This is a genomic window from Coprococcus eutactus (genome assembly GCF_025149915.1).
Lineage (GTDB): Bacteria > Bacillota > Clostridia > Lachnospirales > Lachnospiraceae > Coprococcus > Coprococcus eutactus.
Genome location: NZ_CP102278.1, coordinates 90413 through 113710 on the forward strand (window position 1 = coordinate 90413; position 23298 = coordinate 113710).

The 23298-nt window shown below is 44.7% G+C and carries 24 protein-coding genes and 1 other RNA gene; 17 read left to right on the top strand and 8 right to left on the bottom strand.

From position 1 onward, the window contains the following. Positions 1 to 8: 8 nt before the first annotated feature. The 8 genes from ispE to NQ536_RS00385 all read left to right on the top strand — a co-directional run bounded on the left by ispE (position 9) and on the right by NQ536_RS00385 (position 7554). On the top strand, positions 9 to 878 hold the full coding sequence (gene ispE / locus NQ536_RS00350) for a 4-(cytidine 5'-diphospho)-2-C-methyl-D-erythritol kinase (RefSeq protein ID WP_004852351.1): 870 nt from the start codon (positions 9 to 11) through the stop codon (positions 876 to 878). 3 nt (positions 879 to 881) lie between these two features. Beyond that, complete coding sequence (locus NQ536_RS00355; protein ID WP_004852349.1) at positions 882 to 1559, top strand: GntR family transcriptional regulator; 678 nt, start codon at positions 882 to 884, stop codon at positions 1557 to 1559. Positions 1560 to 1677: 118 nt separating this feature from the next. Beyond that, complete coding sequence (locus NQ536_RS00360) at positions 1678 to 3171, top strand: spore germination protein (RefSeq protein WP_004852347.1); 1494 nt, start codon at positions 1678 to 1680, stop codon at positions 3169 to 3171. Positions 3172 to 3442: 271 nt separating this feature from the next. Beyond that, the gene (locus NQ536_RS00365) at positions 3443 to 4762 is read left to right on the top strand and encodes a hypothetical protein (protein WP_167530864.1); all 1320 of its coding nucleotides are present in this window, start codon (positions 3443 to 3445) and stop codon (positions 4760 to 4762) included. A 49-nt stretch (positions 4763 to 4811) separates the two neighbouring features. Then, on the top strand, positions 4812 to 5306 hold the full coding sequence (locus tag NQ536_RS00370; RefSeq protein ID WP_004852343.1) for a hypothetical protein: 495 nt from the start codon (positions 4812 to 4814) through the stop codon (positions 5304 to 5306). A 133-nt stretch (positions 5307 to 5439) separates the two neighbouring features. Continuing rightward, entirely contained in the window at positions 5440 to 6492 is a 1053-nt protein-coding gene (locus NQ536_RS00375; RefSeq protein ID WP_004852341.1) for a D-alanine--D-alanine ligase family protein, read from the top strand. Position 6493: 1 nt separating this feature from the next. Continuing rightward, a complete protein-coding gene (locus tag NQ536_RS00380; RefSeq protein WP_004852339.1) occupies positions 6494 to 6919 on the top strand; it encodes a DUF1934 domain-containing protein in 426 nt (141 codons plus the stop codon). A 17-nt stretch (positions 6920 to 6936) separates the two neighbouring features. Beyond that, complete coding sequence (locus NQ536_RS00385) at positions 6937 to 7554, top strand: class I SAM-dependent methyltransferase (protein WP_004852337.1); 618 nt, start codon at positions 6937 to 6939, stop codon at positions 7552 to 7554. A gap of 20 nt (positions 7555 to 7574) precedes the next feature. Here NQ536_RS00385 and NQ536_RS00390 read toward each other — a convergent pair whose 3' ends face one another. Genes NQ536_RS00390 through malQ form a run of 4 tightly spaced genes read right to left on the bottom strand, consistent with a single transcriptional unit; the run spans position 7575 to position 11469 of the window. After that, positions 7575 to 8456 (bottom strand): CPBP family intramembrane glutamic endopeptidase, encoded by an 882-nt coding sequence (locus NQ536_RS00390; protein ID WP_004852336.1) that lies wholly within the window; start codon positions 8454 to 8456, stop codon positions 7575 to 7577. Between the two features lie 31 nt (positions 8457 to 8487). Next, a complete protein-coding gene (locus NQ536_RS00395) occupies positions 8488 to 9051 on the bottom strand; it encodes a hypothetical protein (protein WP_004852334.1) in 564 nt (187 codons plus the stop codon). 48 nt (positions 9052 to 9099) lie between these two features. Continuing rightward, positions 9100 to 9840 (bottom strand): lysophospholipid acyltransferase family protein, encoded by a 741-nt coding sequence (locus NQ536_RS00400; RefSeq protein ID WP_022059704.1) that lies wholly within the window; start codon positions 9838 to 9840, stop codon positions 9100 to 9102. Positions 9841 to 9900: 60 nt separating this feature from the next. Next, positions 9901 to 11469, bottom strand: coding sequence for a 4-alpha-glucanotransferase (malQ, locus tag NQ536_RS00405; protein ID WP_022059703.1), 1569 nt, complete (start codon positions 11467 to 11469; stop codon positions 9901 to 9903). Positions 11470 to 11775: 306 nt separating this feature from the next. On the opposite strand from malQ, the gene pncB reads away from it, so the two are divergent. Both pncB and NQ536_RS00415 read left to right on the top strand, forming a co-directional pair. Next, positions 11776 to 13017 carry a nicotinate phosphoribosyltransferase gene (gene pncB, locus NQ536_RS00410; RefSeq protein ID WP_004852326.1) on the top strand — a complete coding sequence of 414 codons (1242 nt, stop codon included), beginning with the start codon at positions 11776 to 11778 and terminating at the stop codon, positions 13015 to 13017. A 135-nt stretch (positions 13018 to 13152) separates the two neighbouring features. Then, on the top strand, positions 13153 to 14031 hold the full coding sequence (locus NQ536_RS00415; protein ID WP_004852324.1) for a DegV family protein: 879 nt from the start codon (positions 13153 to 13155) through the stop codon (positions 14029 to 14031). A 183-nt stretch (positions 14032 to 14214) separates the two neighbouring features. Here NQ536_RS00415 and NQ536_RS00420 read toward each other — a convergent pair whose 3' ends face one another. Together NQ536_RS00420 and NQ536_RS00425 are read right to left on the bottom strand one after the other, a co-directional pair. Further along, positions 14215 to 14835 carry a Maf family protein gene (locus NQ536_RS00420; RefSeq protein WP_004852322.1) on the bottom strand — a complete coding sequence of 207 codons (621 nt, stop codon included), beginning with the start codon at positions 14833 to 14835 and terminating at the stop codon, positions 14215 to 14217. 109 nt (positions 14836 to 14944) lie between these two features. Further along, positions 14945 to 16132: a pyridoxal phosphate-dependent aminotransferase gene (locus NQ536_RS00425; protein ID WP_004852320.1), complete on the bottom strand. Its 1188-nt coding sequence runs from the start codon at positions 16130 to 16132 to the stop codon at positions 14945 to 14947. Between the two features lie 437 nt (positions 16133 to 16569). Here NQ536_RS00425 and NQ536_RS00430 point away from each other — a divergent pair, with 437 nt between their 5' ends. The 7 genes from NQ536_RS00430 (at position 16570) to NQ536_RS00460 (ending at position 21748) form a co-directional block, all read left to right on the top strand. Continuing rightward, entirely contained in the window at positions 16570 to 17340 is a 771-nt protein-coding gene (locus tag NQ536_RS00430; RefSeq protein ID WP_022059698.1) for a TatD family hydrolase, read from the top strand. Positions 17341 to 17491: 151 nt separating this feature from the next. After that, positions 17492 to 18355: a 16S rRNA (adenine(1518)-N(6)/adenine(1519)-N(6))-dimethyltransferase RsmA gene (gene rsmA, locus NQ536_RS00435; protein ID WP_004852314.1), complete on the top strand. Its 864-nt coding sequence runs from the start codon at positions 17492 to 17494 to the stop codon at positions 18353 to 18355. Positions 18356 to 18446: 91 nt separating this feature from the next. Continuing rightward, positions 18447 to 19460: a DUF6128 domain-containing protein gene (locus NQ536_RS00440; protein ID WP_049937842.1), complete on the top strand. Its 1014-nt coding sequence runs from the start codon at positions 18447 to 18449 to the stop codon at positions 19458 to 19460. A gap of 60 nt (positions 19461 to 19520) precedes the next feature. After that, the gene (gene tadA, locus NQ536_RS00445; RefSeq protein ID WP_044998223.1) at positions 19521 to 20006 is read left to right on the top strand and encodes a tRNA adenosine(34) deaminase TadA; all 486 of its coding nucleotides are present in this window, start codon (positions 19521 to 19523) and stop codon (positions 20004 to 20006) included. A gap of 71 nt (positions 20007 to 20077) precedes the next feature. Further along, positions 20078 to 20341: signal recognition particle sRNA large type (gene ffs / locus NQ536_RS00450), an RNA gene on the top strand. A 189-nt stretch (positions 20342 to 20530) separates the two neighbouring features. Next, complete coding sequence (locus tag NQ536_RS00455) at positions 20531 to 21121, top strand: HD domain-containing protein (protein ID WP_004852306.1); 591 nt, start codon at positions 20531 to 20533, stop codon at positions 21119 to 21121. Positions 21122 to 21244: 123 nt separating this feature from the next. Beyond that, a complete protein-coding gene (locus NQ536_RS00460; protein ID WP_004852305.1) occupies positions 21245 to 21748 on the top strand; it encodes a hypothetical protein in 504 nt (167 codons plus the stop codon). Between the two features lie 112 nt (positions 21749 to 21860). Here NQ536_RS00460 and NQ536_RS00465 read toward each other — a convergent pair whose 3' ends face one another. Together NQ536_RS00465 and NQ536_RS00470 are read right to left on the bottom strand one after the other, a co-directional pair. Beyond that, entirely contained in the window at positions 21861 to 22934 is a 1074-nt protein-coding gene (locus NQ536_RS00465; protein ID WP_004852303.1) for an undecaprenyldiphospho-muramoylpentapeptide beta-N-acetylglucosaminyltransferase, read from the bottom strand. 24 nt (positions 22935 to 22958) lie between these two features. Further along, positions 22959 to 23204, bottom strand: a complete 246-nt coding sequence (locus NQ536_RS00470; RefSeq protein WP_022059695.1) for a TIGR03905 family TSCPD domain-containing protein — start codon at positions 23202 to 23204, stop codon at positions 22959 to 22961. Between the last annotated feature and the right edge of the window lie 94 nt (positions 23205 to 23298).

The window sequence follows — 23298 nt, forward strand, 5'->3', positions numbered from 1 at the left end:
GAAGATATATGGAGATTTCGTTAAACGCATATGGAAAGATAAATCTTGGACTGGATGTTGTGAGGAAGCGAGAGGATGGTTATCATGAGGTAAAAATGATAATGCAGACTGTACAGCTGTACGATAGATTGACATTTTGTGACACAAAAGAAGGATCTATTGTTATAGAATCCAATTCGGATGTTTTGCCAGCCACGGAAGATAATATAATATATAAAGCCTGTGAGCTGGTACGCAGTACCTATGGTATAACAAGAGGTGTGAAAGTCAGCCTTGACAAGAGGATACCGGTTGCTGCAGGTATGGCAGGCGGAAGTACTGATGCTGCAGCGGCATTTGTTGCGATGAATAAGCTTTTTGATCTGGGACTTACAGAGGGGGAGCTTATGAAACTGGGAGTCAGGATAGGGGCTGATGTTCCATATTGTATAATGCAGGGAACTGCGCTCTCGGAGGGAATCGGAGAAATCCTTACGGGAATCGCACCGATGCCGGATTGCTATATAGCTATAGCAAAACCGCCTGTGAGCGTGTCGACAAAATGGGTTTATCAGAATCTGAAGGCCTCGGAGCTTGAGAGACATCCAGACATAGATGGAATGGTGGCTGCCTTGGAGCGCGGTGATCTGAGAGGTGTGACTGACAGAATGGAAAATGTACTGGAGACGGTGACTATACCTGAATATCCAGAGATAGAACAGATAAAGAATATAATGATAGATAAAGGTGCTATGAACGCACTGATGAGCGGCAGTGGACCTACAGTGTTTGGCGTGTTTGAAGATAAGGATATGGCACAGGAAGCTGTCTGCTGTCTGACAGATATGAAGCTGGTTCAGCAGGCGTGTGTAGTGATGCCGTATAACAGAGAGAGGTAATATATGGATCTGAAAATAAACATGGATGAATATCTCCCGTTGCGCGAGGTTGTGTTTAATTCTCTCAGAACGGCGATAATACATGGTGAGTTTAAGCCGGGAGAGCGTCTTATGGAGATGCATCTGGCAAAAAGTCTTGGAGTCAGCAGAACTCCCGTGAGGGAGGCTATGAGGATGCTTGAACTTGAGGGCCTGGTTGTTATGATTCCGAAAAAGGGCGCCGAGGTTGCCCGCATAACTGAGAAGAATCTGAAGGATGCATTGGAGATAAGGATGGCTTTGGAGGAACTGGCTGCTGAGCTGGCATGCAGAAGAATAGATGATGCCGGGCGGGAACAGTTGAAAACAGCTTGCGAGGCGTTCAGGAAGGCGGTTGAGACCAGGGATCTGTCGGCTATAGTAGATGCTGATGTGGCTTTTCACAATGTTGTGTATGAGGCGACAGACAATGACAGGCTTGTGAGTATATCCCAGACTTTGAGAGAGCAGGTGTACAGGTACCGGGTTGAATACGTCAAGGATCTGAACCATCACAGCAAGCTTGTCGCTGAGCATGAGGCTCTGACTGAAGCGATACTTCAGGGAGATGAGGACAGGGCTAAGGAAGTTACCAGAAAACATATATATGATCAGGAAAAAATAGTGATCGCAAACGCAGTAAAAACGCACTATATGCAGTGAAGCATATGTGCGTTTATTTTTTTGTCATGATATATGAATAAAGAAATGAGGTATGGAAAATATAGAATATAAGAAAACAAATAGCTGACATAAAGCTTGGAAATGGAATAACGATACAATGGCAGAAATCAGTAGAAATATTCAGGAAAACATCACAAATATAAAGACAATATTTGATAAATGGGGAGATATCGTTGAGAAGGAGTTCGTTCTTGACAGGGAGGACTGCTATGATGGAGTGTCTGTGTATGTAGTGTACATCGATGGGTTGTGCGACCATGAACTTATAGAAAACACTTTGATAAAACCGGTAACCTGGGAGTGGAGACACACGCCAGCTAACAGGGAAAATCTGTGGGACAGGATAGTGAAAGTTGAAAGCCAGACAGCGGATTTCGCGGAGGAGGATGACTTTGATTCAGTAACGGAGTCCATACTTAAAGGTGATACCGCTGTGTTCGTGTCAGGAAGTAATAAGGCGATGGTCATATCATCCAAACATTTTCCTGTGCGGGGGATAGAAGAAAGCTCCACGGAGGGAGGGATGAGGGGACCAAGGGACAGCTTCAATGAGAACTTCCGAACATCCACGGCTCTTATAAGAAGGAGGATTAAGGACACTGGATTGAAGCTGGAGCAGGGAACCATAGGAGTCCGATCTGGAACTCAGTATGGTGTGATGTATATTGAGGATATAGCAAGACCTGACCTTGTGGACAGAGTCAGAAAAGAAGTAGATAAGTACAGTATAGATGCGATATTTGACAGCGGTATGGCTGAACATCTCATGGAGAAGAGCTGGATGGAGATATTTCCCATATACCAGTCCACCACCAGGCCGGACAAGGCTGCTGCGGCGCTGGTGGAGGGGAGAGTTGTTGTCGTGTTTGACAATTCGCCGGAGGTCATCATAGCTCCCGCCACATTGAACACTCTTTTTCAGACATCGGATGATTATTACAACCGGTGGCATGTCGCCACATTTGCCAGAATGATAAGATATCTGGCGGCGTTTATAGCTGTGGGACTACCGGGGCTATATATAGCGATAACCTGTTATCACAGAGAGATAATACCGGATAAACTGCTATATGCGATAGCCGATGCAAGAAGTCAGCTGTCGTTTCCTGTGGTGGTGGAAGTTCTGATAATGGAACTGCTGTTTGAACTTCTCAGGGAAGCGGGGATAAGGCTGCCGAGCCAGCTTGGAAATACCATAGGGGTTGTCGGTGGTCTGATCGTAGGTCAGTCGGCGGTCGAAGCGGGAATCGTTAGCACGATCGTTGTTATAGTTGTAGCTCTCACCGCCATTGCTTCGTTTGCGATTCCGAATGAGGCTTTTGCCTCGGTGTTCCGTCTGCTCAAGTTTGTGACAATACTTGCCAGCGCTGTATATGGTATACTTGGTTTCCTTCTCGCTATGCTCATGTTGACGTTTCATCTCGCTTCTCTGGACAGCTTTGGCATACCATATCTGTCACCTGTGGTGTCCTGCGGATATATCGGTGATGATGGGCAGGATTTTGTACTTCGGTCGCCTATAAAAAAGATGGTGCACAGACCTGCCTGGAGCAGACCGGATGAGAGGCGGCGCCTGGTCAGAAAGAGGTGATTTTGTGCTTGATGATAAACAAAATGTGACGTTTAAAGCCTTTTTTAAATTTTCTACCCTGATGCTCACGGGAACAATGCTATATGTAACTACAATAACCCCGACGGTCTATGGAAGAAATTGTATAATTGTGTCACTTTTTTTAATGCTAAGTATGGCTTTTGCTTATGTGATAATACTATATATAGCGTATGGACGACTTTCACTCCATGAGCCTAAGTCGGCAAAAAAACAGAAAAATGTCATTATTGCATTGATTTATGAGGGGAGAATGGCTGCAAAAGCCGGAATTTTGACCTTTATAGTTGCAGAAGCGGCAAGGGGACTGGTGCTGCGGAGATATGGGGGGATTGCCGTTGCAGTGCCAGTACTGCTGGCTGCTGTGTATATAGGACGTCGGGGACTCAGGGGAGTTGTGAGGTTTTCAGAGGCTGTGTTCTGGTTCACGGCAATATCGGCCGTGATAGTTCTGGCTATGAGCCTCAAAAATGTTGAACTGTCCCAGTTGAGCGCGTATTGGATGTTTTCAGATGAGGATGGAATAAATTGCACGATAAACAGGGTTATGACCAGAGGTGGATTGCTTTTTCTGGGATTCTCATTCATGGAGATGGTGGTTATGATCTACATGGATGTAAAAAACAGAAGCAGGGGTATGCTTGCTGTGGTGTCTGGGGTGTCCATGGTAATAGGCATTATTGGTTCTATAATAGTGGTTTTAACTCTGGGTATAGGAGCGCTTGGTTCAAACCGCAAGAATATACTATATATAGTTGGGGCAATGGAACTGCCGGGAGGTGTGAGAATGAGGCCTCTGATGCTTGTCTGCTATTTACTGGTAGTGTGGGGGATGATGTCTCTTGCGCCTCATGTGGCATGTGCGTTTAAGACCATTGATAATAATTCATTGCGTCATCCTTTGCTGTGGAAATGGATATGGGTAGTGGTTTCGTTTGCTGTGTGTGTGTATCTTCACAGTGCTGGTTCTGTGGACAGATTGTACAGGCTGATACCTGGGTATCTGCTTCTCATAGATATACCGCTGTCTATCCTGCTTCCAGTTCTGGCGGTCAATCTGAAAAGGCACCTGAGGATGTGCAGTTTGCTGATGGTGTGTATTATTGGAATGTATACGTGCACATCATGTGCATATGAATCTGTGGAGGATGTGGATTATGCAAATGTTATAGTAATAGAGGAGACGGGACGCATTGATGAAGCCAGGAATGAGCTGAAGTATACTCTAGTGATCCCTGAGATAGGGGAGGATGGTGCTGGGGCATCTAAGGAGAAGATATACAGTGTGGAGGCTGATTCGTTTGAGTCGGTCAGAAAAATATACAATGATGAGCACTCAAACCGGCTGGACACGAGCCATGTGGAATATGTCGCAGCAGAGAACAATGAGGTTCTAGGTATGGTGTGTGACGAACTGGAAAATGAATTCGCCACGAGTTATGTTACGGTCGTGGTGGATGGAGATGTGCTTGATAAGGTGGGGGAGAACAATACAAAAGAATACCTGAAAACGCATTACAAAGGACGCTGCCTGGCTTCACTCAGAAAGGGAGAGCAGGATCAGGATAGGTGATCGCAGGAGATCATGGAAAATAATGTTCAAGTGTAGGAGGTATTGTTTTATGTGGAGAATGTTCAGGGCAGCGCTGCTTGGTGTTGTGATAGGTGTTATAGGTGGAGCCATAGTTGGACAGGTATCGTATGTGAGAAATTACAGGGACAGGCTTGCTAAGGAGATACGGTCAAATGCAGTCATGTACAATAATGGCAGCTCAGACGGCAATGGAATGATACGGATAAAGGTTAACTATGATGGAGCTGGAACAGATTCGGAGAAAGATGAAAAGGTAGCAAGCTGCGTGGGAAATGTCATACTGGATGAGGTGGAAAAGTGGCTGGGTGACGATTACAGCAGCAGATACAGTTATGTGGAGATGCGGCGTAACCTGAATATGGCAATGAGCAGGATTGATGAGATAGCTCAGAGTGTGGCGTATGAGATGGGGGCGGACGTGGATTCAAATTCACAGCTTTCTTACGAATATTTTGGTGATTGCGGGGAGGAATGTCCGGCGGGTTTTTACAATACATTGGATGTGAGTCTTGTTGACAGATAAACATGACAAGCATGACAAATAAGGATGATAGATAAAACTGGATAAATAGGGCATCAGGTGTTATACTTTGACCTGTAGTGTGCTTGGCAGATTTTACGGGACACTGCAGATTAAAGTATAAGGAGCATTTGCTATGGCTAAGGAGAATCTAGTAGTAATATTTGGTGGAAGATCATCAGAGCATGAGGTTTCCTGCATTTCTGTTCAGACTGTTGCAAAGGCAGTTGACACAGAAAAGTATAATATGACATTGGTTGGAATCACGAAAGAAGGAAAATGGCTTAGAGCCGATAATATAGAGAGTATAGCTGACGGAAGCTGGAGAGACGGCAAGGTGACAGCTGTTATATCCCCGGATACAACGAAGGAGCTGCTCATATTGAACGGAGATAAGGTGGAGAGGCAGAGAGTTGATGTGATATTCCCTGTACTTCACGGAATGTACGGTGAGGATGGAACTATACAGGGATTGTTTGAGATGGCCGATATTCCATATGTCGGATGCGGAGTTTTAGCATCGGCAGCGTCCATGGATAAGTTCTACACCAAGATAATAGTGGATAACGTAGGTGTAAGACAGGCAAAGTTTGTGCCGGTTCTGGCGGAGGATTTTGGCGATCTGGATGCGGCTATGGACAGAGTTGAGACAGGTCTTGACTACCCCGTGTTTGTAAAGCCGTCAAAGGCTGGATCTTCAAAGGGTGTTAACAAGGCTGTGGATAGACAGAGTCTGAAGAGTGCCCTTGAGGAGGCTGTAAAGTTTGACAACAAGATACTTGTCGAGGAGACGATAGTAGGCCGTGAGCTTGAGTGCGGAGTTCTTGGATACAAGGACAATACACAGGCTTCAGGAGTTGGAGAGATCCTTGCGGCAGCAGAGTTCTATGATTTTGATGCGAAATATAACAATGCTGAGTCGAAGACAGTAATCGGTGCAGACATACCTGCCGAGATCGAGGCAGAGATAAGAGAGGATGCTGTAAAGATATTCCGTGCACTTGATGGATTCGGGCTATCAAGGGTTGATTTCTTCCTTGAAAAAGGCACAAATAAAGTTGTATTTAATGAGATAAACACTCTTCCGGGATTTACTGGCATAAGCATGTACCCTATGCTCTGGAATGCAAAGGGCTACGACATTGGAAAGCTGGTTACAACCCTGATAGAGATGGCGAAGGAAAGATAATATGATAAATAACGTTATGGTCAAAGTTGTTGGTGAGCAGAAGAGCAATAGGGACGAGAGTGCAGTCGAGCCCATAGAGCTTGTCACAAATGGCAACCTCCATGAGAAAAATGGTATATTTTATCTGAAATATGATGAGTATTATGAAGATCTGGATAAGCCAGTCAAGAACCTTCTTAAGTTTGATGCAGATAGTCTTTCACTCACAAAGAAAGGCGATGTCAGTTCGGAGATGTCTTTTAAAGTGGGGGAGACGGTGGATGCATATTACTCAACACCCGCAGGATTCATTCCCATGAGCATACTCACTGAGGGATATCAGATGGAAAAGACGGATACAGGAGTGAATATAGCCATTGTATACATCATGGATTACGGCAATGACTGCCTGTCGTTTAACGTTCTAAGGATTTCGGTGGAGCAGTAGCCGGAAAGGGGCAGCGTATGAATGGTGACAAAGCATTTGACGATTTCCTGTCGATAGACACGATGGAATGTATCGGGGCTGAACGGCCCACAGAGGACAATAATATATATCAGGCTACATATTACAGAGATCTTGTGACGATATTTGATATGGTATCAATGGAACCAGAGGATACCCTGGTGGATTTTGGCTGCGGACTTGGCAGGGTGTTGTTCTATGGCAACTCCAGACATTACTGTAGGACCACTGGTATAGAGGCAGACAGGCAGGTGTACGACAAGCTGCTTGAAAATGCGGCTGGGTATCAGAAAAGATTCTATGATCAGGAAGATAGAATGTTGTTTTATAATATGCCGGCTCAGGAGTATGAAATTGCGGATGGCGACAATTATTTTTACTTCTTCAATCCGTTTTCAGCTGAAATATTCAGATCGGTTATAGACAATATAATAGACTCTGTCAGCAGATGCCCGAGGGATATATACCTGATGTTATACTATCCGACATTTGAGTATCAAAAGGTCATGCGCGACAGCAGATATTTTGTTCTCAAAAACATTGTGAAGCTTTCTGGATATGATGAGGATCCGGATGAGAAGGTGTATGTGTATCATATGTCAAGATATTTTGTTTGATAGATCAGATATATCCAAAGTTAGGATGTCCTGTGTGAATGCGCATGTGTCATCAATATATATAACAAAATGAAACAGACGGTAAAGAGAACACCGGCAATTACGACAAATGATATGTATGCCGTTTGAGATGTAAGGAGTAACGAGGCTGTATCATATCCGCTCACCAGGTATGAAGACATATTTGTGATTATGTGGAGGATTATTGCTGGTGTGAGGGATGCGGACCAGTCGGTGAGCATCGCTAGCAGAATACCTGCCGGAAGAGCGTAACAGAACTGGATGATATTGCCGTGGAATACGCCAAACAACAGAGCTGAAGCGAGTACTGAAGCTGCTTTTGAGTGCTTGAACGTAAATGCACGCTGAAATGACTGTAGAGATATCCCGCGAAATATGAGTTCCTCTGCCACAGGGGCGATGAATATTACGGTTAGTATACGGAGTAATCCATTGTCAAGGGAGAATGATGAGCTTACCATTGATTTGTAGGATGCCATGAGATCTGGTCTGTAAAAATCAATGATGTTGAGAATGCCGGTGGAAAACAGCTGCAGAGACAGGCCGGCGGCAAGAATCAGTAAAAATACAATAAAACCGCGCAGAATTGAAGATATCTTTGGAGAAGAGTCCATTTCTGGGCGGTTTTTTTTCATGTTTCTTATGACATTATGTTTATGGCCGTCAGATGTTGTAAATATCCATGGGTTGGATATATACAGACATAATGCCAGGATAATGGCTGTTATATAAGACAACAGAGATACCAGTGTACCGATATCTCTGTTGTCTTTGCACAGTATCTGGACAATTGCAGATGTGCCATCCTGGATAAACACCATACACACAGGTGCCAGAACGGCGATTCCTGAATTGCGGAGGCTGACATGATGATCTTTCATATGGGCAACCTCCTTATCTCTGTACTGAATATTACATTTTCTGGATCTTCTTTTCTCTTTCTCTTTCAGCCTTTGCCTTAGCTTTGGCATCGGCCTTCTGCTCCTTACTAAGTTTTGTCTCAGCCATATCTTTATCGTACATATTTTGATACTTTCTCTGCTTTGCACGGAGCTTTTCGCCAAATGTCTTCTTGCCAGGCTTCTCAACGACCTTTCCTCTGACGTTCTTGACGCTGATTATGTAGATTCCGCTGACCATAGCCTTTACTTCGCCGCGTACAGGCATCTGATCATATATACCATCATCACAGATGAGGTTCATGATCTGAGGTCCGATCTTAGCTTTTACGATTGGCATCTTAGCCTTCTGATAACGCTTTGGAGTCTGTTCCATAACTATCTTAGGCAATCCTGCATCCCTCATAGGAAGCATCTTCTTGTCGATGACAAGCATTGTTACAGGCTGTGCCTGTTCCTTCATCATTTCCTTCTGTGCTGCCTGCTTTTTCTGCATTTTGTTGCCGACTATATACAGTGCAACAAATATACCGATAACGATAACCAGTATGATTATCAACCATATCCACCATGCCATGTTAAGTTCCTCCTGAAAATATTGTGTCGTCTGACTATTATATCCTTATCACTTTTTTGTTGCAAGGGGGAGATTCTTAACCCTTGCTTTCTGAATGAGCCCTGGAATGGTTTCGAGAACCTCCTTGCGCTCCTTTGGTTTCATTCCGTTTATGTCTATAGGGTCAAGAAATTCGATGACCACCTTGTGACTTCTGATAAAGTTGTGCTTGTTGGCCTCCATGATATTGTCTGTTCCGCATATGGATACAGGTACGATAGGACATCCAGCCTTCTGTGCGATCTTGTACGCTCCGTCCTTGAAAGGAAGAAGTTCTTCGCCGTCATTTCTGTGTCCTTCAGGAAATACCATCATGGAATGTCCGGATTTTACGATATCAGCTGACTGCATGATAGTCTCCAGTCCCTTCTTCAGGTCGGATCTGTCAAGGAATGTACATCCTATGTCCTTCATATACCATGGAAGGATAGGAACCTTCAGGATTCCGTCCTTGGACATAAATCCCAGAGGCCTGTCCAGTGCGTTGTGACAGCACAGTATATCGAAGAAGCTTCTGTGGTTGCCGACAAACAGAATAGGCTGATCCTTGGGCACCCGTTCCAGACCTATGACAGTGCACTTGGCACCACATATGAACAGGACTATTCCAAAGAAGCCTTTGACCAGCTTCTGGGCGTGGCGGTACGCCTTTTCCTGATCCTTCTTAGCCAGAAGGTACAAATACAGGTGATACGGAGTACACAGGATGATGCCCAGAAAGGCAAATAAATATGCAAATATTGTTCTCAATATTATAATTCTCCTTATGCTATTTTAAATGTTCCAGCATTGATTCGACTCGTCGTATGATTACTTCTCCTCAGAATTCTTCTTCTCCGGTATTGGAGTATATCTTCCATAGAGCTTTGATGTCTCAAGAAGCCTGTCTGACAACTGCTTGCTCAGGTCTGAGGCTTTGAATCTCCATGCCCAGTTGCCCTCTCCAACGCCTGGCGTGTTCATACGTGCCCATGAGTCGAGCTTTAGCACGTCCTGCATAGGAACGATGGCCATGTTGGCAACAGAAGAGAAGCATGCTCTTATCATAACCCAGCAGATATCACTCGCATCAGTGCTGTAGTATCTTCTGAGTTTATCCTTTGAAGCCTCATAAGCATGCGTATACCATCCAAGGGTGGTGTCGTTGTCGTGTGTTCCTGTATAGCATACACAATTAGGTGTATAGTTATGTGGAAGGAAGTCGTTCTCGTTTGGATTTTCAAATGCAAACTGAAGGATCTTCATTCCAGGAAGTCCGAATTTGTCTCTGAGTTCTATGACTGAATCATCTATCTCGCCGAGATCCTCGGCGATGATAGGAAGATGGTAGCCGAGATTAGCTTCAAGCTGTGTGAAAAAGTTCAGCCCTGGAGCTGGCTTCCACTCGCCGTTGATGGCGGTCTCCTCACCGTAAGGCACTGCCCAGTAACGGTCAAATCCTCTGAAGTGATCTATCCTGAGGAAATCTGTTACTGTGAGCTGATATTTGATTCTCTCTATCCACCATGCATAGCCTGTCTCGGTATGCTTTTTCCAGTTGTACAGAGGGTTGCCCCAGAGCTGACCGGTAGCTGAGAAATAATCTGGTGGAACACCTGCAACCTCGATAGGGTATCCCTTTGAATCCAGCAGGAACAGTTCCTGATTGGACCATACGTCTGCGCTGTCCCATGCGAGGAATATAGGTGTGTCACCTACTATACTGATTCCGAGATCATTTGCATATGTCTTGAGGGCCTGCCACTGCTCTGCAAAAAGGAACTGGAGGAAGTTGTAATATCCGATTCCATTGGCAAGCTTCTTCTTCCATGTGGTCTTCTGCCTTGCAGTCGGCTTCTTGAGTGAATCATCCCACATGTACCAAGGCATTCCCTCGTGCGCATCCTTACCGGCCATGAACAGTGAGTAGTCGGCGAGCCAGGTTGTATTCTTGACAAATGCATCAAATTTTGCCATGAGTTCCTCGTCTCTTGACATATCATCTGTATAGTCAGCGTCGATAAATCTCTCATACGCTTTCTTCAGAAGTCCTGTCTTGAATTCTATAAGTGTTCCATAGTCGATCTTCTCAGGATCCCAGTCAGGCATAGCTGAGAAATCCTCATCGATAAGTAACTTTTTCTTCTTGAGGTAGTCGATATCAATGATAAGTGGCTGACCGGCAAATGCTGAGAATGGCTGATAAGGTGAATCGCCAAAGCCGGTATGACCAAGTGGAAGTACCTGCCACAGATTTAATCCTGACGCTGCAAGAAAGTCGATGAACTGATAGGCGCCCGGACCAAGATCACCGATTCCGTAAGGACTTGGAAATGATGTCGGATGAGCCAGAATACCAGCGTATTTCTTAGGCTTTTTTTTGTTGTTCTGTTCTAACATAATATATCCTCTTTTCATAATATGTAAAACCACAGAGCCATGCCACCTCACAGTCTCTTCGAGCCTGTTCGGTGCGGCGTATCCGCCGTATAGCACAATATAAGAAATGTCTTGTTCATGCAAGCATGACAAGCCACTTCTTATATTGTGCTGCATGGCTCTGAACGGTAACATTATACAATACTATATGTAATAGTTGCAAGGTAATAGTGCTTGACAGCGGGCTGTGTGCTAACTTATTATAAGTGGAAGTATTTGAACTTGCGTATACTTCCGTATTTCCGTGATATATGGCGGTTAAGCCGTATGTGTGGAGCGGATAAAAAGAGAAAGAAGAGTATAAAAATGGAAAGAATAATCACAAGCCTGCTTGAAACGGATATGTACAAGTTTAGTATGGGACAGGCGATTTACCATCAGTTCAGTGACTATAAGACAACATGGTCATTCAAGTGCAGGAATACTGACGTGTTCTTCACAAAGGAGATGGTTGATGAGATCAAGAGACAGATACAGCTCTACTGTGATCTGAGATTTACAGAGGAGGAGCTTGAGTATCTGCACAATATCAAGTGGATAAAGGGTTCTTATGTTGATTTTCTGAGACTCTGGAAGGCAAGATATGAGGACTTTGAGATATCAGATGACGCTGAGTGTGGACTGAAGATAGAGGCGAGAGGCACTTGGCTCAATACTTCCATGTATGAGATACCTACTCTGGCTATAGTGAATGAGGTCTACTTCAGAATGAACGATGACTATGATAAGCTGCTTGCATCATTCAGGGAGAAGCTTGATGAGAAGGTCCGAAAAGTCGAGACCGGAGAGTATAACCTTGGAGCTTTCAGTGAGTTTGGACTCAGAAGAAGACTTTCGGCTGAAGCTCAGGAGCTTGCAGTCAAGGAACTTAGCAAGCGCAAGTATCCGGGTTCAACATTTGTCGGAACAAGTAATGTATATCTGGCAAGGAAGTATGATCTGGTTCCGGTTGGAACTATGGCGCATGAGTGGATCATGTGTGTTGGACAGGGTAATCATAAGCACAATCCTGCATATTCCAACTGGTATGCATTGGATGCATGGGTTAAGGAGTATGGAGTGCTGAACGGAACAGCTCTCACTGATGCCATCACAACAGATTGCTTCCTGAAGGATTTCCAGCTCACATATGCGACACTTTTCAGTGGGGTGAGACACGACAGTGGCGATCCTTATGAGTGGGGCGACAAGATGGTTCATCATTATGAGAAGCTTGGACTTGATCCAAAGACCAAGACACTTCTGTTCAGCGACAGCCTTGATTTCGAGAAAGCAGACAAACTCAACAGCTATTTCAAGGACAAGATCAAGGTTGCATTTGGAATAGGAACATATATATCCAACGATACGTGCGATGAACCGCTCAACATAGTTATGAAGACTACAGCATGTAACGGCATGGATGTTGCCAAGATATCTGATGATAAGGGTAAGGGCATGTGCAAGAATCCAGATTATGTCCATTATCTCAACAGATGTATCAAGTGGCGTATGGAGAATGATAAGTAACTTTTCGTAAGGAGGTGGCGCACTGGGTGCGCCGTCACTAAGCTGGGCTTAGTGACATCTTGCGAAGCACGCAGACGCCGCGCGTAGCGCATTTCATGCGTCTGCTCATTAGTAAAAAATGGAGTTTTGTGAATTATGGGAAAAATAATTATAATGACAGATTCTGCCAGTGATATTTCGGAGAAGGAGGAGAAGGAGCTTGGAATCAAGATTCTTCCTTTCCCGGTCGTGATAGGCGGCAAATCTTATCTGAGCAGGGTTGATTTTGACAATGAGGGCTTCTACAAGCTCATGGCAGAGAATGATGATCTTCCAAAGACATCACAGATCACTGCATATCAGTTTGGAGAGGTGTATAAGGAACTGGTTGAACAGGGCTATACGGATATTATATATGTAAGTATCAACAAGGATGGATCTGCATCATATGCAAATGCAAAGCAGGCCGCAGATCAGTTTGAGGAGGAATATCCTGAGTGTGCCGGGAAGTGCAGTATATATGTATTTGACGGAATAGGATATAGCGGACAGTATGGGTATCCTGTCATTGTGGCAGCGCGGATGGTGCAGGAAGGCAAGGATGCCAAGGACATCGTGTGGTACCTGAAGGATGAACTCCCAAAGAGAAGGATATACTTTGGAATATATGGACTCAAGTATGCGGCCAAGTCAGGAAGAATCCCAAGCGCTGCAGCTCTGGTTGGAGATGCACTTGGCGTGAAGCCTATCATGAAGATCTGGGCAAATGAGATCGTGACAGCAATCAAGTGCCGCGGTGAGAAGAAACTCATGGCAAAGATGGTGGATGTCACAGTAGAAGAGATGGAGCCAGGTTCAGAGTACCAGGTAGTATACGGAAATGATGAGACCGTCAGAGATGAGCTGACAGCTCGTATGACGGAGAAGGTTGGATATGGCCCATCAGACTATTTCCAGATCGGGGCAGCAGTTGCATCCAATGCAGGACCAAAGGTTGTTGGAACTATCTTCAATGTGAAGAAAGAACTGAGATAGAAGATAAATATGAGATGTAATTAAAAGTGGCAGATGTCTGTATATATGACGCCTGCCACTTTTCCTTTGGACAGATTATTAATCATACGTAAGATAAACTGCCCTCTGCATGAAGAACTTTCAAGGCAGTTGAGTGTACAAATGCGCACTACTATGACGGTAGCAAGTTGGTGGTTAGTATACCTACTCTCCCAATACTAATTCCTCAAGCTCGTGATAGACTCTGGCAAGCGGCAATCCAACAACATTGTTGTAGTCGCCCTCAATTCCCTTGACGAACAGACCGCCCTTGCCCTGAATTCCATAGCTTCCGGCTTTGTCAAACGGCTCATTTGTGGCGAGGTACTGGATTATCTCGTCGTGGGATACAGGATAGAAGGTGACATCCGTCTTCTCATAGAATGAGCTGGATGACTTGGCTCTTCCGTTCACATATATCAGGCATACACCGGTGTACACCTGATGCGTCTGGTCGGACAGACTGTTCAAGGTGTTGTATGCATCGTCGTAGTCGTAAGGCTTACCAAGAATCCTTCCGTTCAGCGATACAACAGTGTCTGCGCCGAGGACAACGAAGCGTTCAGGAAGCTTTTTAACCCGTCTTACAACATCCTGGGCGATGAGCCTGTTGCACACTTCATCTGCCTTCATCTTGGCAAGGAGCATCACATATTCTGATGGGGCCATCACCTCAAGATCTTCCTCAGATAGGCTTGGGCACACATCGAAGTCATATCCCGCCTGAGCCAGAAGTTCTTTTCTTCTAGGCGATCCGGAGGCGAGAATTATCTTTATGTTAGTCATATGTTATATCTCTATACTTTCCTAAATTAATTTTGTATAAACAAGATTAGTGCAATAATATCTATACCGATAAGACATGATATTGATATAGAAACTCATACACAGATCATTATTTACACATCTTAATAGCCTTCTCAAACAGTGGCAGAGAACGCTCAACCATATCTGTTGTAGTACAGTAAGCCAGTCTCATATGTCCTGGGCACATGAAGCTGTCACCGGGAACAAGGATCAGGTCAAGCTCGTGGGCTGTCATGTTACAGAACTCATTTGCATCTGCGATAGGAGTCTTAGGGAACATGTAGAAGGTTCCGCCCGGCTCAACACACTCATATCCCATGGCGGTGAGTTCTTTGTACAGGATGTTCTTGTTCTTCTCATAGATTGACAGATCAGATGTCTCATCAAGCACCTTTGCAACTCCGAGCTGTATCAGAGATGAAGGACAGTTGTGTCCTGTGAAACGTGATACCTGTCCGCACATGTTGATGATGAGCTCGGCATCCCTGCACTTAGGGTTTACAGCCACGTATCCGATACGCTCTCCAGGCAGTGACAGAGACTTGCTGAATGAGTAGCAGCATATGGTGTTGTCGTAGAACTTTGAGATGAATGGCGAATCAGTTCCCTCAAATACGATCTCTCTGTAAGGCTCGTCTGATATAAGGTAAATGTCATGTCCGTACTCCTCCTGTTTCTCTGAGAGGATCTGGGCAAGACGTGTTATAGTCTCGGTCGAGTAAACGATTCCTGATGGGTTGTTTGGTGAGTTGATGAGGATTGCCTGAACATTTGGGTTCATCATCTCGAGGAATGCGTCAAAGTTGATCTGGAATGAAGTTATGTCCGCGGGAACGACCTTGAGAACAGCACCGGTTCCGTCAACGTATGGTACATACTCAGGGAAGTAAGGGGCAAATGTGATGACCTCGTCACCCGGCTCCGTGACACATCTGATGGCGTGGGCCAGGGCTCCGGCAGCACCTGATGTCATGAAAATGTCCTCAGGAACATACTCCATGCCGAAACGGCGGTTCAGTGATTCTGCGACAGCCTTTCTTACAGAGTAGATGGTAAGTGTAGGGCTGTAGCCGTGAAGTGCCAGGGAATCCTCATTCTGGATAAGGTCGATAAGTCCCTTGTTGAAGTCATCCGTGGTAGGCACAGATGGATTGCCTATAGTATAGTTGAACACATTCTCAGCACCGATCTCAGCGGCACGCTTTGAAGCATACTGCGCAAATTCCCTGATGATGGAAGTGTTGTTTAACATTGCTGAATATTTCTTTGAAATCATGGAAGTCCTCCTGTAATTTTATAGATATTGGTATATACAAAATCCGGACGGTTTATGAATGCTGCCGTCTGACTGTGTAACCTGATGTATTTCATAATAAATACCAATATAAATATACAGTTACAGACACAAAAAAACAAGAGGTAACAGACCGGGGAGATCTGCTGCCTCTTGTAAAAAAATGAGGGGAGAGAGGATTCAAATAAATGAAAAACTCTTTACGATGTATAGTATATCCAGGAATTGTGAAAAAAATGTGTTTAAAGATTAATCTATTTATAAACATTAATAAACAAAGATAAACAAATAATAAAACGTTCACAAACTGAAGGTATTTATGTATAATACAGCGTGACAGATGAAATGAGATCGTGTCTGTATTTGAGATCACAGGGCGATTAAAACAGGCTGGTGTTCAAGACAGGAAGGTTGAGAAGATGATATTTGAGACACATGGACATTATGATGATGAGCAGTTTGACGAGGATAGAGAACGACTCATTGCAGAATTTTTGGAAAAAGATATAGATAAGGTGATGAATGTCGGCGCGGACATGCAGTCATCCAGAAACTCGGTTGAACTTGCCGGAAAATATCCACATTTTTATGCTGCTGTAGGTGTGCATCCAAGTGAGGTGGGAGATCTCACTGAGGATGATATGCAGGCGCTTAAGCAGATGACACTTGAAAATCCAAAGGTGAAAGCGATAGGTGAGATTGGTCTCGATTATCATTTTGATGATGATCCGCCAAGGGACGTGCAGAAGAAATGGTTTATCAGACAATTGGAGCTTGCGCAAGAACTAGGCATGCCTATAATCATACACAGCAGAGATGCCGCGTCAGACACCATGGAGATACTGAAAGATATGGATGGTGGAAGAAATGGCGGAGTGATACACTGTTATTCATACAGCAGGGAACAGGCGAGAGAATATATCAAGATGGGATTTCATATAGGAGTTGGGGGAGTTGTTACATTTAAAAACAGCCGCAGACTTCAGGAGGTCGTGGAAGATATTCCTCTTGAAAAGATCGTCCTTGAGACCGATTCTCCATACATGGCTCCGGTTCCATTCCGGGGAACAAGGAACTCTGCCCTCAACATACCTTATATAGCTGAGAAGATAGCCGAGATCAAGGGCGTTCCGGTTCAGAAAGTGTATGACCAGACATACGCGAATGCCCTGAAAATGTACAAGATGTAATAAAAACGTAGATTACAGGCAATGGAGGTTTCGTAATGTGAATTGAGACCAGGACTTTGTGGTATTCCCTAGACAGGCATACCACAAAGTCCTGGTCGTGACACAAATCTTGATGAAACCTCCATTGTCTGGACGCAGGAAAGGATAAAGCATGGAGAAGTTAAGCAATCCACAGGTTACGATAGAGACGATAAAAAAGTACGAATTTGCATTTCAAAAGAAGTTCGGGCAGAACTTTCTGATAGATTCCCATGTGATAAACAAGATAATCAGCGCAGCGGATATCACAAAGGATGACTGCGTGCTGGAGATAGGCCCGGGAATTGGGACCATGACACAGTATCTTGCGGAGAGCGCGGGACAGGTAGTGGCGGTGGAGATAGATAAGAATCTCCTGCCTATATTAGACGAGACTCTTGCTGAATATGACAATGTAACGGTCATCAATGACGACATATTGAAGGTCGATATCAACAAGATAGTGGAGGAGAGAAATGGAGGCAGACCTATAAAGGTTGTTGCGAATCTTCCATATTATATAACCACGCCGATCATCATGGGACTTTTTGAGAAGCATGTGCCGCTGCTCTCGGTGACCGTCATGGTACAGAAAGAGGTGGCAGACCGCATGCAGGTCGGACCGGGAACAAAGGATTACGGTGCACTGTCACTGGCAGTACAGTATTACGCAGAGCCTTATATCGTTGCAAATGTACCACCAAACTGTTTTATCCCAAGACCGGGAGTGGGGTCTGCCGTTATCAGGCTTACCAGATTCCAAGAGCCGCCGGTAAAGGTGAAGGACGAGCAGCTGATGTTCAGGCTTATCAGGGCATCCTTCAACCAGAGAAGAAAGACTCTCCAGAACGGAATAGCCAACAGCGGAGAGCTGTCATTTACAAAGGAGGAGGTTGCAAAAGCTCTTGAATCACTTGGAATATCAGCAAATATCCGAGGAGAAAGTTTGGGACTGGCGGAATTTGCAGCTTTGAGTGATATTCTTTCGGACAAATAGTTGAATACCAGATGGCGGCGGAACATAGATAATTGATAGGATCCCGGAAACATCAGAGAGAATGTTTTCCAAAGGGAGAGGAGGATTATCTATGGTGTATTGGAACAGATTTATATCGTATATTTACAGGTATCATGATGGACGCAAATGTGAAAACTCCGGATTTGCCAAGGTGGCAAAGACAGGGAGGACGGGCCGTATAACGATAGGGTTGAAAAATGGTATCGGCGCGCGTGAAACTGTGTATGGTGTCTATATTTACAGAGAGACGCTGCCGCAAACGGGAATCGTGCACGGAAGAAGACAGGAAGACAGAGACGGTGATAGAACAGATGGGGCGGATGACAGTGCGTTAGGACAGACACCGCTCATGATCCCCCTTCCGGTGATGATAGGCAAGATGAAGCTGTGCGGAGGACATGGCGAGGAGACATTTTCATTCTGCTGGGACAACGTTGAGGGAAGCGGCCGCCCGATAACAGCATTTGCCGGGATAGCGATAAGACTGATGGAAAATGCCGAGAGCGGATGCAGCCACTGTTATGAGAATGACATGTTTTGCTCATCATGGACAGACAGCATGGTGGATTACTCAGTGATGTGGACGGAGGGTGTACCTTCTGGAAATGGTGTTCTGGAAGAGGCTGTCCGTGAGGTGTCGATCACAGATGATGTTGTCACTGAGACTGAGAAAGTTCAGACATCTTCCGGCAGTGAGACTGAGGCTGCTGTGGAAAATATGTTCAAGGAATACGAACATCTGCCTCTGCTTCCCGGAAGTTCACTTGACGATGGATTGGACAGTGTTATAGAGAGCGTCCGGATAACACCAAATGACATAGGGCTGTTGGACATGAACAACTGGAAGCTTGGAGTCAACAGCTTCCTGACGCACGGATATTACAGCTATAAGTACCTCATGCTAGGGAAGATCATATTTAAGCCGGGCGGCAGGGAGAGCTGTTACATACTGGGGGTTCCTGGAGTATACTCGGCAAGGGAGAAATATCTTGCGGGGATATTTGGCTTTGACAGATTTGTGCCTGAGAAAGAGACAAATATAAAGACCGGCAACTTCGGTTACTGGATAGTTGATATAGTGTAAGTGGAGAATGATAGGTTGATACAAATGAGTTGCGAAGAGAAAAAAGACTGCTGCCAGGAAATGTCTCCTGAGCAGCTGGCGGGACACGAAAAATATATGGATAAAGCGCTGGCGCAGGCAAGAAGGGCCTATGCAAATGGAGATGTGCCGATAGGCTGCGTGATAGTGCATGAGGGAAAGATAATCGCCAGAGGTTTCAATAAGAGAAATCTTAAGAAAACCACACTTGCCCATGCCGAGATACTTGCCATTGAACAAGCCTCAAAAAAGCTTGGCGACTGGAGGCTGGAGGAATGTACCATGTATGTTACACTTGAGCCATGCCAGATGTGTGCTGGGGCGATAGTTCAGGCCCGTATTCCGAAGGTAGTCATCGGGTGTATGAATCCGAAGGCGGGATGCGCAGGTTCCATAATCAATCTGCTTCAGATGCAGCAGTTTAATCATCAGGTGGATGTGATCCGGGGGGTAAGAGAGCAGGAGTGCAGCGGTATGATGAAAGAGTTTTTTAAGGACCTGAGACAGGGGAAGATGAAGAAGGCTTGACGAAGTCCTGCCAGTCGGATATAATGTAGCCTACGGGTTTTGCATCCGCAATTGAATATGTTATAAAGTTTCCATGCAACCGGGGAGTTAGCGGCGCCCTGTACCTGCAATCCGCTATAGCAGGGGTGATGGTCTTTCAGAGGGGTGGCTGCTGTAGGGCTGCCCTCAGTAAGTGGTGTTGATGTTTGGGTCTCGCGCAACAGGAATCTCTGAACCGTGTCAGGTCGGAGACGAAGCAGCACTAAGGGGAATCTCCTGTGTGCCGTGAGGGTGCCTGGACTGAGCTAACTGCTGAGGTAACGTCTATGGTGACGCTTCGAAGAAAGACCGCATGGATTTTTTTTGTGTATATTCCCGCCGGGTGACGGTGAAGGATGCACTTATTTTATAAGATATTTATTAAAAATTTAAAAAAATATAGCAAAATGCTACAAAAGATGTTATCATCAAGTATGATACTTTTACGGAAAGGGAAAAGCCGTAGAAAAGTGTCTTAATAGTGATTTTCCAAGGGGCGAACTATTATGAATTACGCTAAAGTAATTGATTTTGTAAAGACACAGACGGCTGTGAATGGCAGACCGCCAAACTACCCATTCAGAAGTAGGTTTGAGCACACTATGAGAGTTTATAGATGGGCTATTAAGCTTCAATCCAAACTGGGTGGAGATTTGGATATTATAGTTCTTGCCGCACTTCTTCATGATGTGGGCTGGGATGATGAGAGACCACATGGTGAGGTAGGAGCAGAGATTGCGGTAAACTACCTGGACAGCCTTGGCGTAGATCCTCAGAAGATAGCAAAGATCGGTGAGATCATCATGATACATGAGGAGAAAGATACAGATGCAGATCTGTCGCTGGAGTGCAGAATAGTTATGGATGCCGATCTTTTGGACGAGGTTGGTGCCATAAGTGTGTTGTGGGATTCCATGGCAACTGCTATAGAGGATGAGGCCAGTTATAAGCGTGCATATTACAGAATAAAGAATTTTTACAAGATTAACAAACCGAAGATAAAAAGATGCAAGACTGAGGCCGGAAGGCTTGAGTACAGCAAACGCATGCAGTTGTTGGAGGATTTTATCTTCCAGCTTGAGAAGGAACTTTTTTAGAGAGCCTGTAGAGAATCTATGGGAGGGATTTATTAAGGGGTATTTCTAAGAGTACCTGCATGTACATAGAACAGCATTTGTTCATTTATTACATTCAATCATTATGGATAGGAGAGATAATTTATGAAGACATTTGTTAAGATTTTGGTAGCGATACTCGTGGTTGCGGCTCTGTGTGGTGGTATATATCTGGTGCTTCCGGAGACGGCGCAGACATTTGTAAAGGGTAATATCCAGTATCGTATAAATGACGAGGCAAAGAAGAGAGTAGATGAGGCAAAGAACAGCCAGATAAAGTACACATACAAGGACAACGGAATCAAGAAGATATATGACCCAGGCACCACATACGGATCAGCACTTGAGAATAAAGCTAAGACAACAGTATGGTACTACGAGAGCAATGGAACCGGTGGATACACCATAACATTCTATGGCACTAAGGTTAGTATGGATCTTGCGAAATATGGTTCGGATGGAACATATATCGACAAGACACTCAAGGTAGTATTCGATTACAAGCCTAACAACAACGGCGGTTATACAGGAACAGTTTCATGGTATATTGACAACGAACCATGTGAAGAGAGTATAACACTTGCAGTTGTACAGGCTCTGTGCAATTAGATAATAAAGGAATAAAGGGAGCCCCCAAAAGTAAAAATAACCTCCAAACTGATGTAGGAAAAACTACTTGGTTTGGAGGTTATTTTTATTCATTTACTTGAACAGAACAATATCAGTCGTTGCTGTTTACAAGTTCCTCTATCATGTTGACGATCATTCCTGTTGAATCAGCAAGGTTGCTGGATTCCATCGCCTGGATATATTTGTCTTTGTTGTTGTATACCTCATGTATAGCGGCGAACAGTGTGTCGGTATTCAGCTCTTCTTCCTGGATCACATAGCTGTAGCCGCTCTTCTCAAATGACTGGGCGTTCAGTATCTGGTCTCCACGGGAGGCAGCCTTTGATAATGGAATGAGGATGTTTGGCTTTCTTAGAGCGAGAAGCTCACATATAGCATTTGCACCGGCTCTGGAGATTATGATATCACAGAGTGCCAGCATGCTTGCCAGTTCCTTTTTCACATATTCATACTGTACGTATCCCTTCTTATCCTTAAGACTTTCGTCCAGATTATCCTTGCCGCAGAGGTGGATGACATTGAAGGTCTCCAACAGTTTGTCGAGATTTTCCCTTATTGCGTTGTTGATTATAACACTTCCTGAACTTCCACCCACGATGAGAAGGACTGGTTTGCTGTCAGTGAATCCGCAGTAATTGTATGCGAATGCTGAGTCGCCGCGGAAGAGCTCTTCTCTGATAGGAGTTCCGGTTACAACAGCCTTGCCATCCGGAAACAGATCCTTTGTCTCAGGGAAGTTGCAGCATACCTTTGTGGCCTTTGGAAGAGCCAGCTTGTTGGCAAGTCCGGGTGTCATATCCGATTCGTGGATAATGACAGGGATACCCGCCGAGTGCGCTGCAAATACAACAGGGACAGTGACAAAACCACCCTTGGAAAATACCACATCAGGTTTCAGTTCCTTCATGAGCTTCTTTGCTTCAGAGATACCTTTGAGAACCTTGAAAGGGTCAGAGAAATTCTTCATTGAGAAGTATCTTCTGAGCTTTCCTGAAGAGATTCCGTGATAAGGGATCCCCATATCTTCTATAAGCTTTTTCTCCATGCCGTCGTATGAACCGATATATTGAATGTCATAACCATGTTTCTTAAGTTCAGGCATGAGGGCCATGTTTGGAGTGACATGTCCGGCGGTTCCTCCGCCTGTCAGTATAATTCTCTTCATAATGATTGTTAATCCTCCTGAATTTTATGCTGTAGCCAGATACTGCTTGAGAGCCTGAGCCAGCTGATCCGGACAGGATGTTGATTTGAATCCGCAGGTGGTACCCTCAAGTCTCTCAATCACATCTTCGGGCTTCATACCCTCGACAAGAGCACCTATACCCTTGAGATTGCCGTTGCATCCTCCGGTAAATTTAACATTGTGAAGCTTTCCGTCTATCACATCAAAAGATATCTCAACAGAACAAGTTCCTTTAGTCTTATAAACCATAACAATACCTCTTTTCTTATTGTACTTTGCCAATCATTTTTATATTCGTGTATGCGCAGACTGTCTGAGATCCTACGCATTCTTCGCACTATAT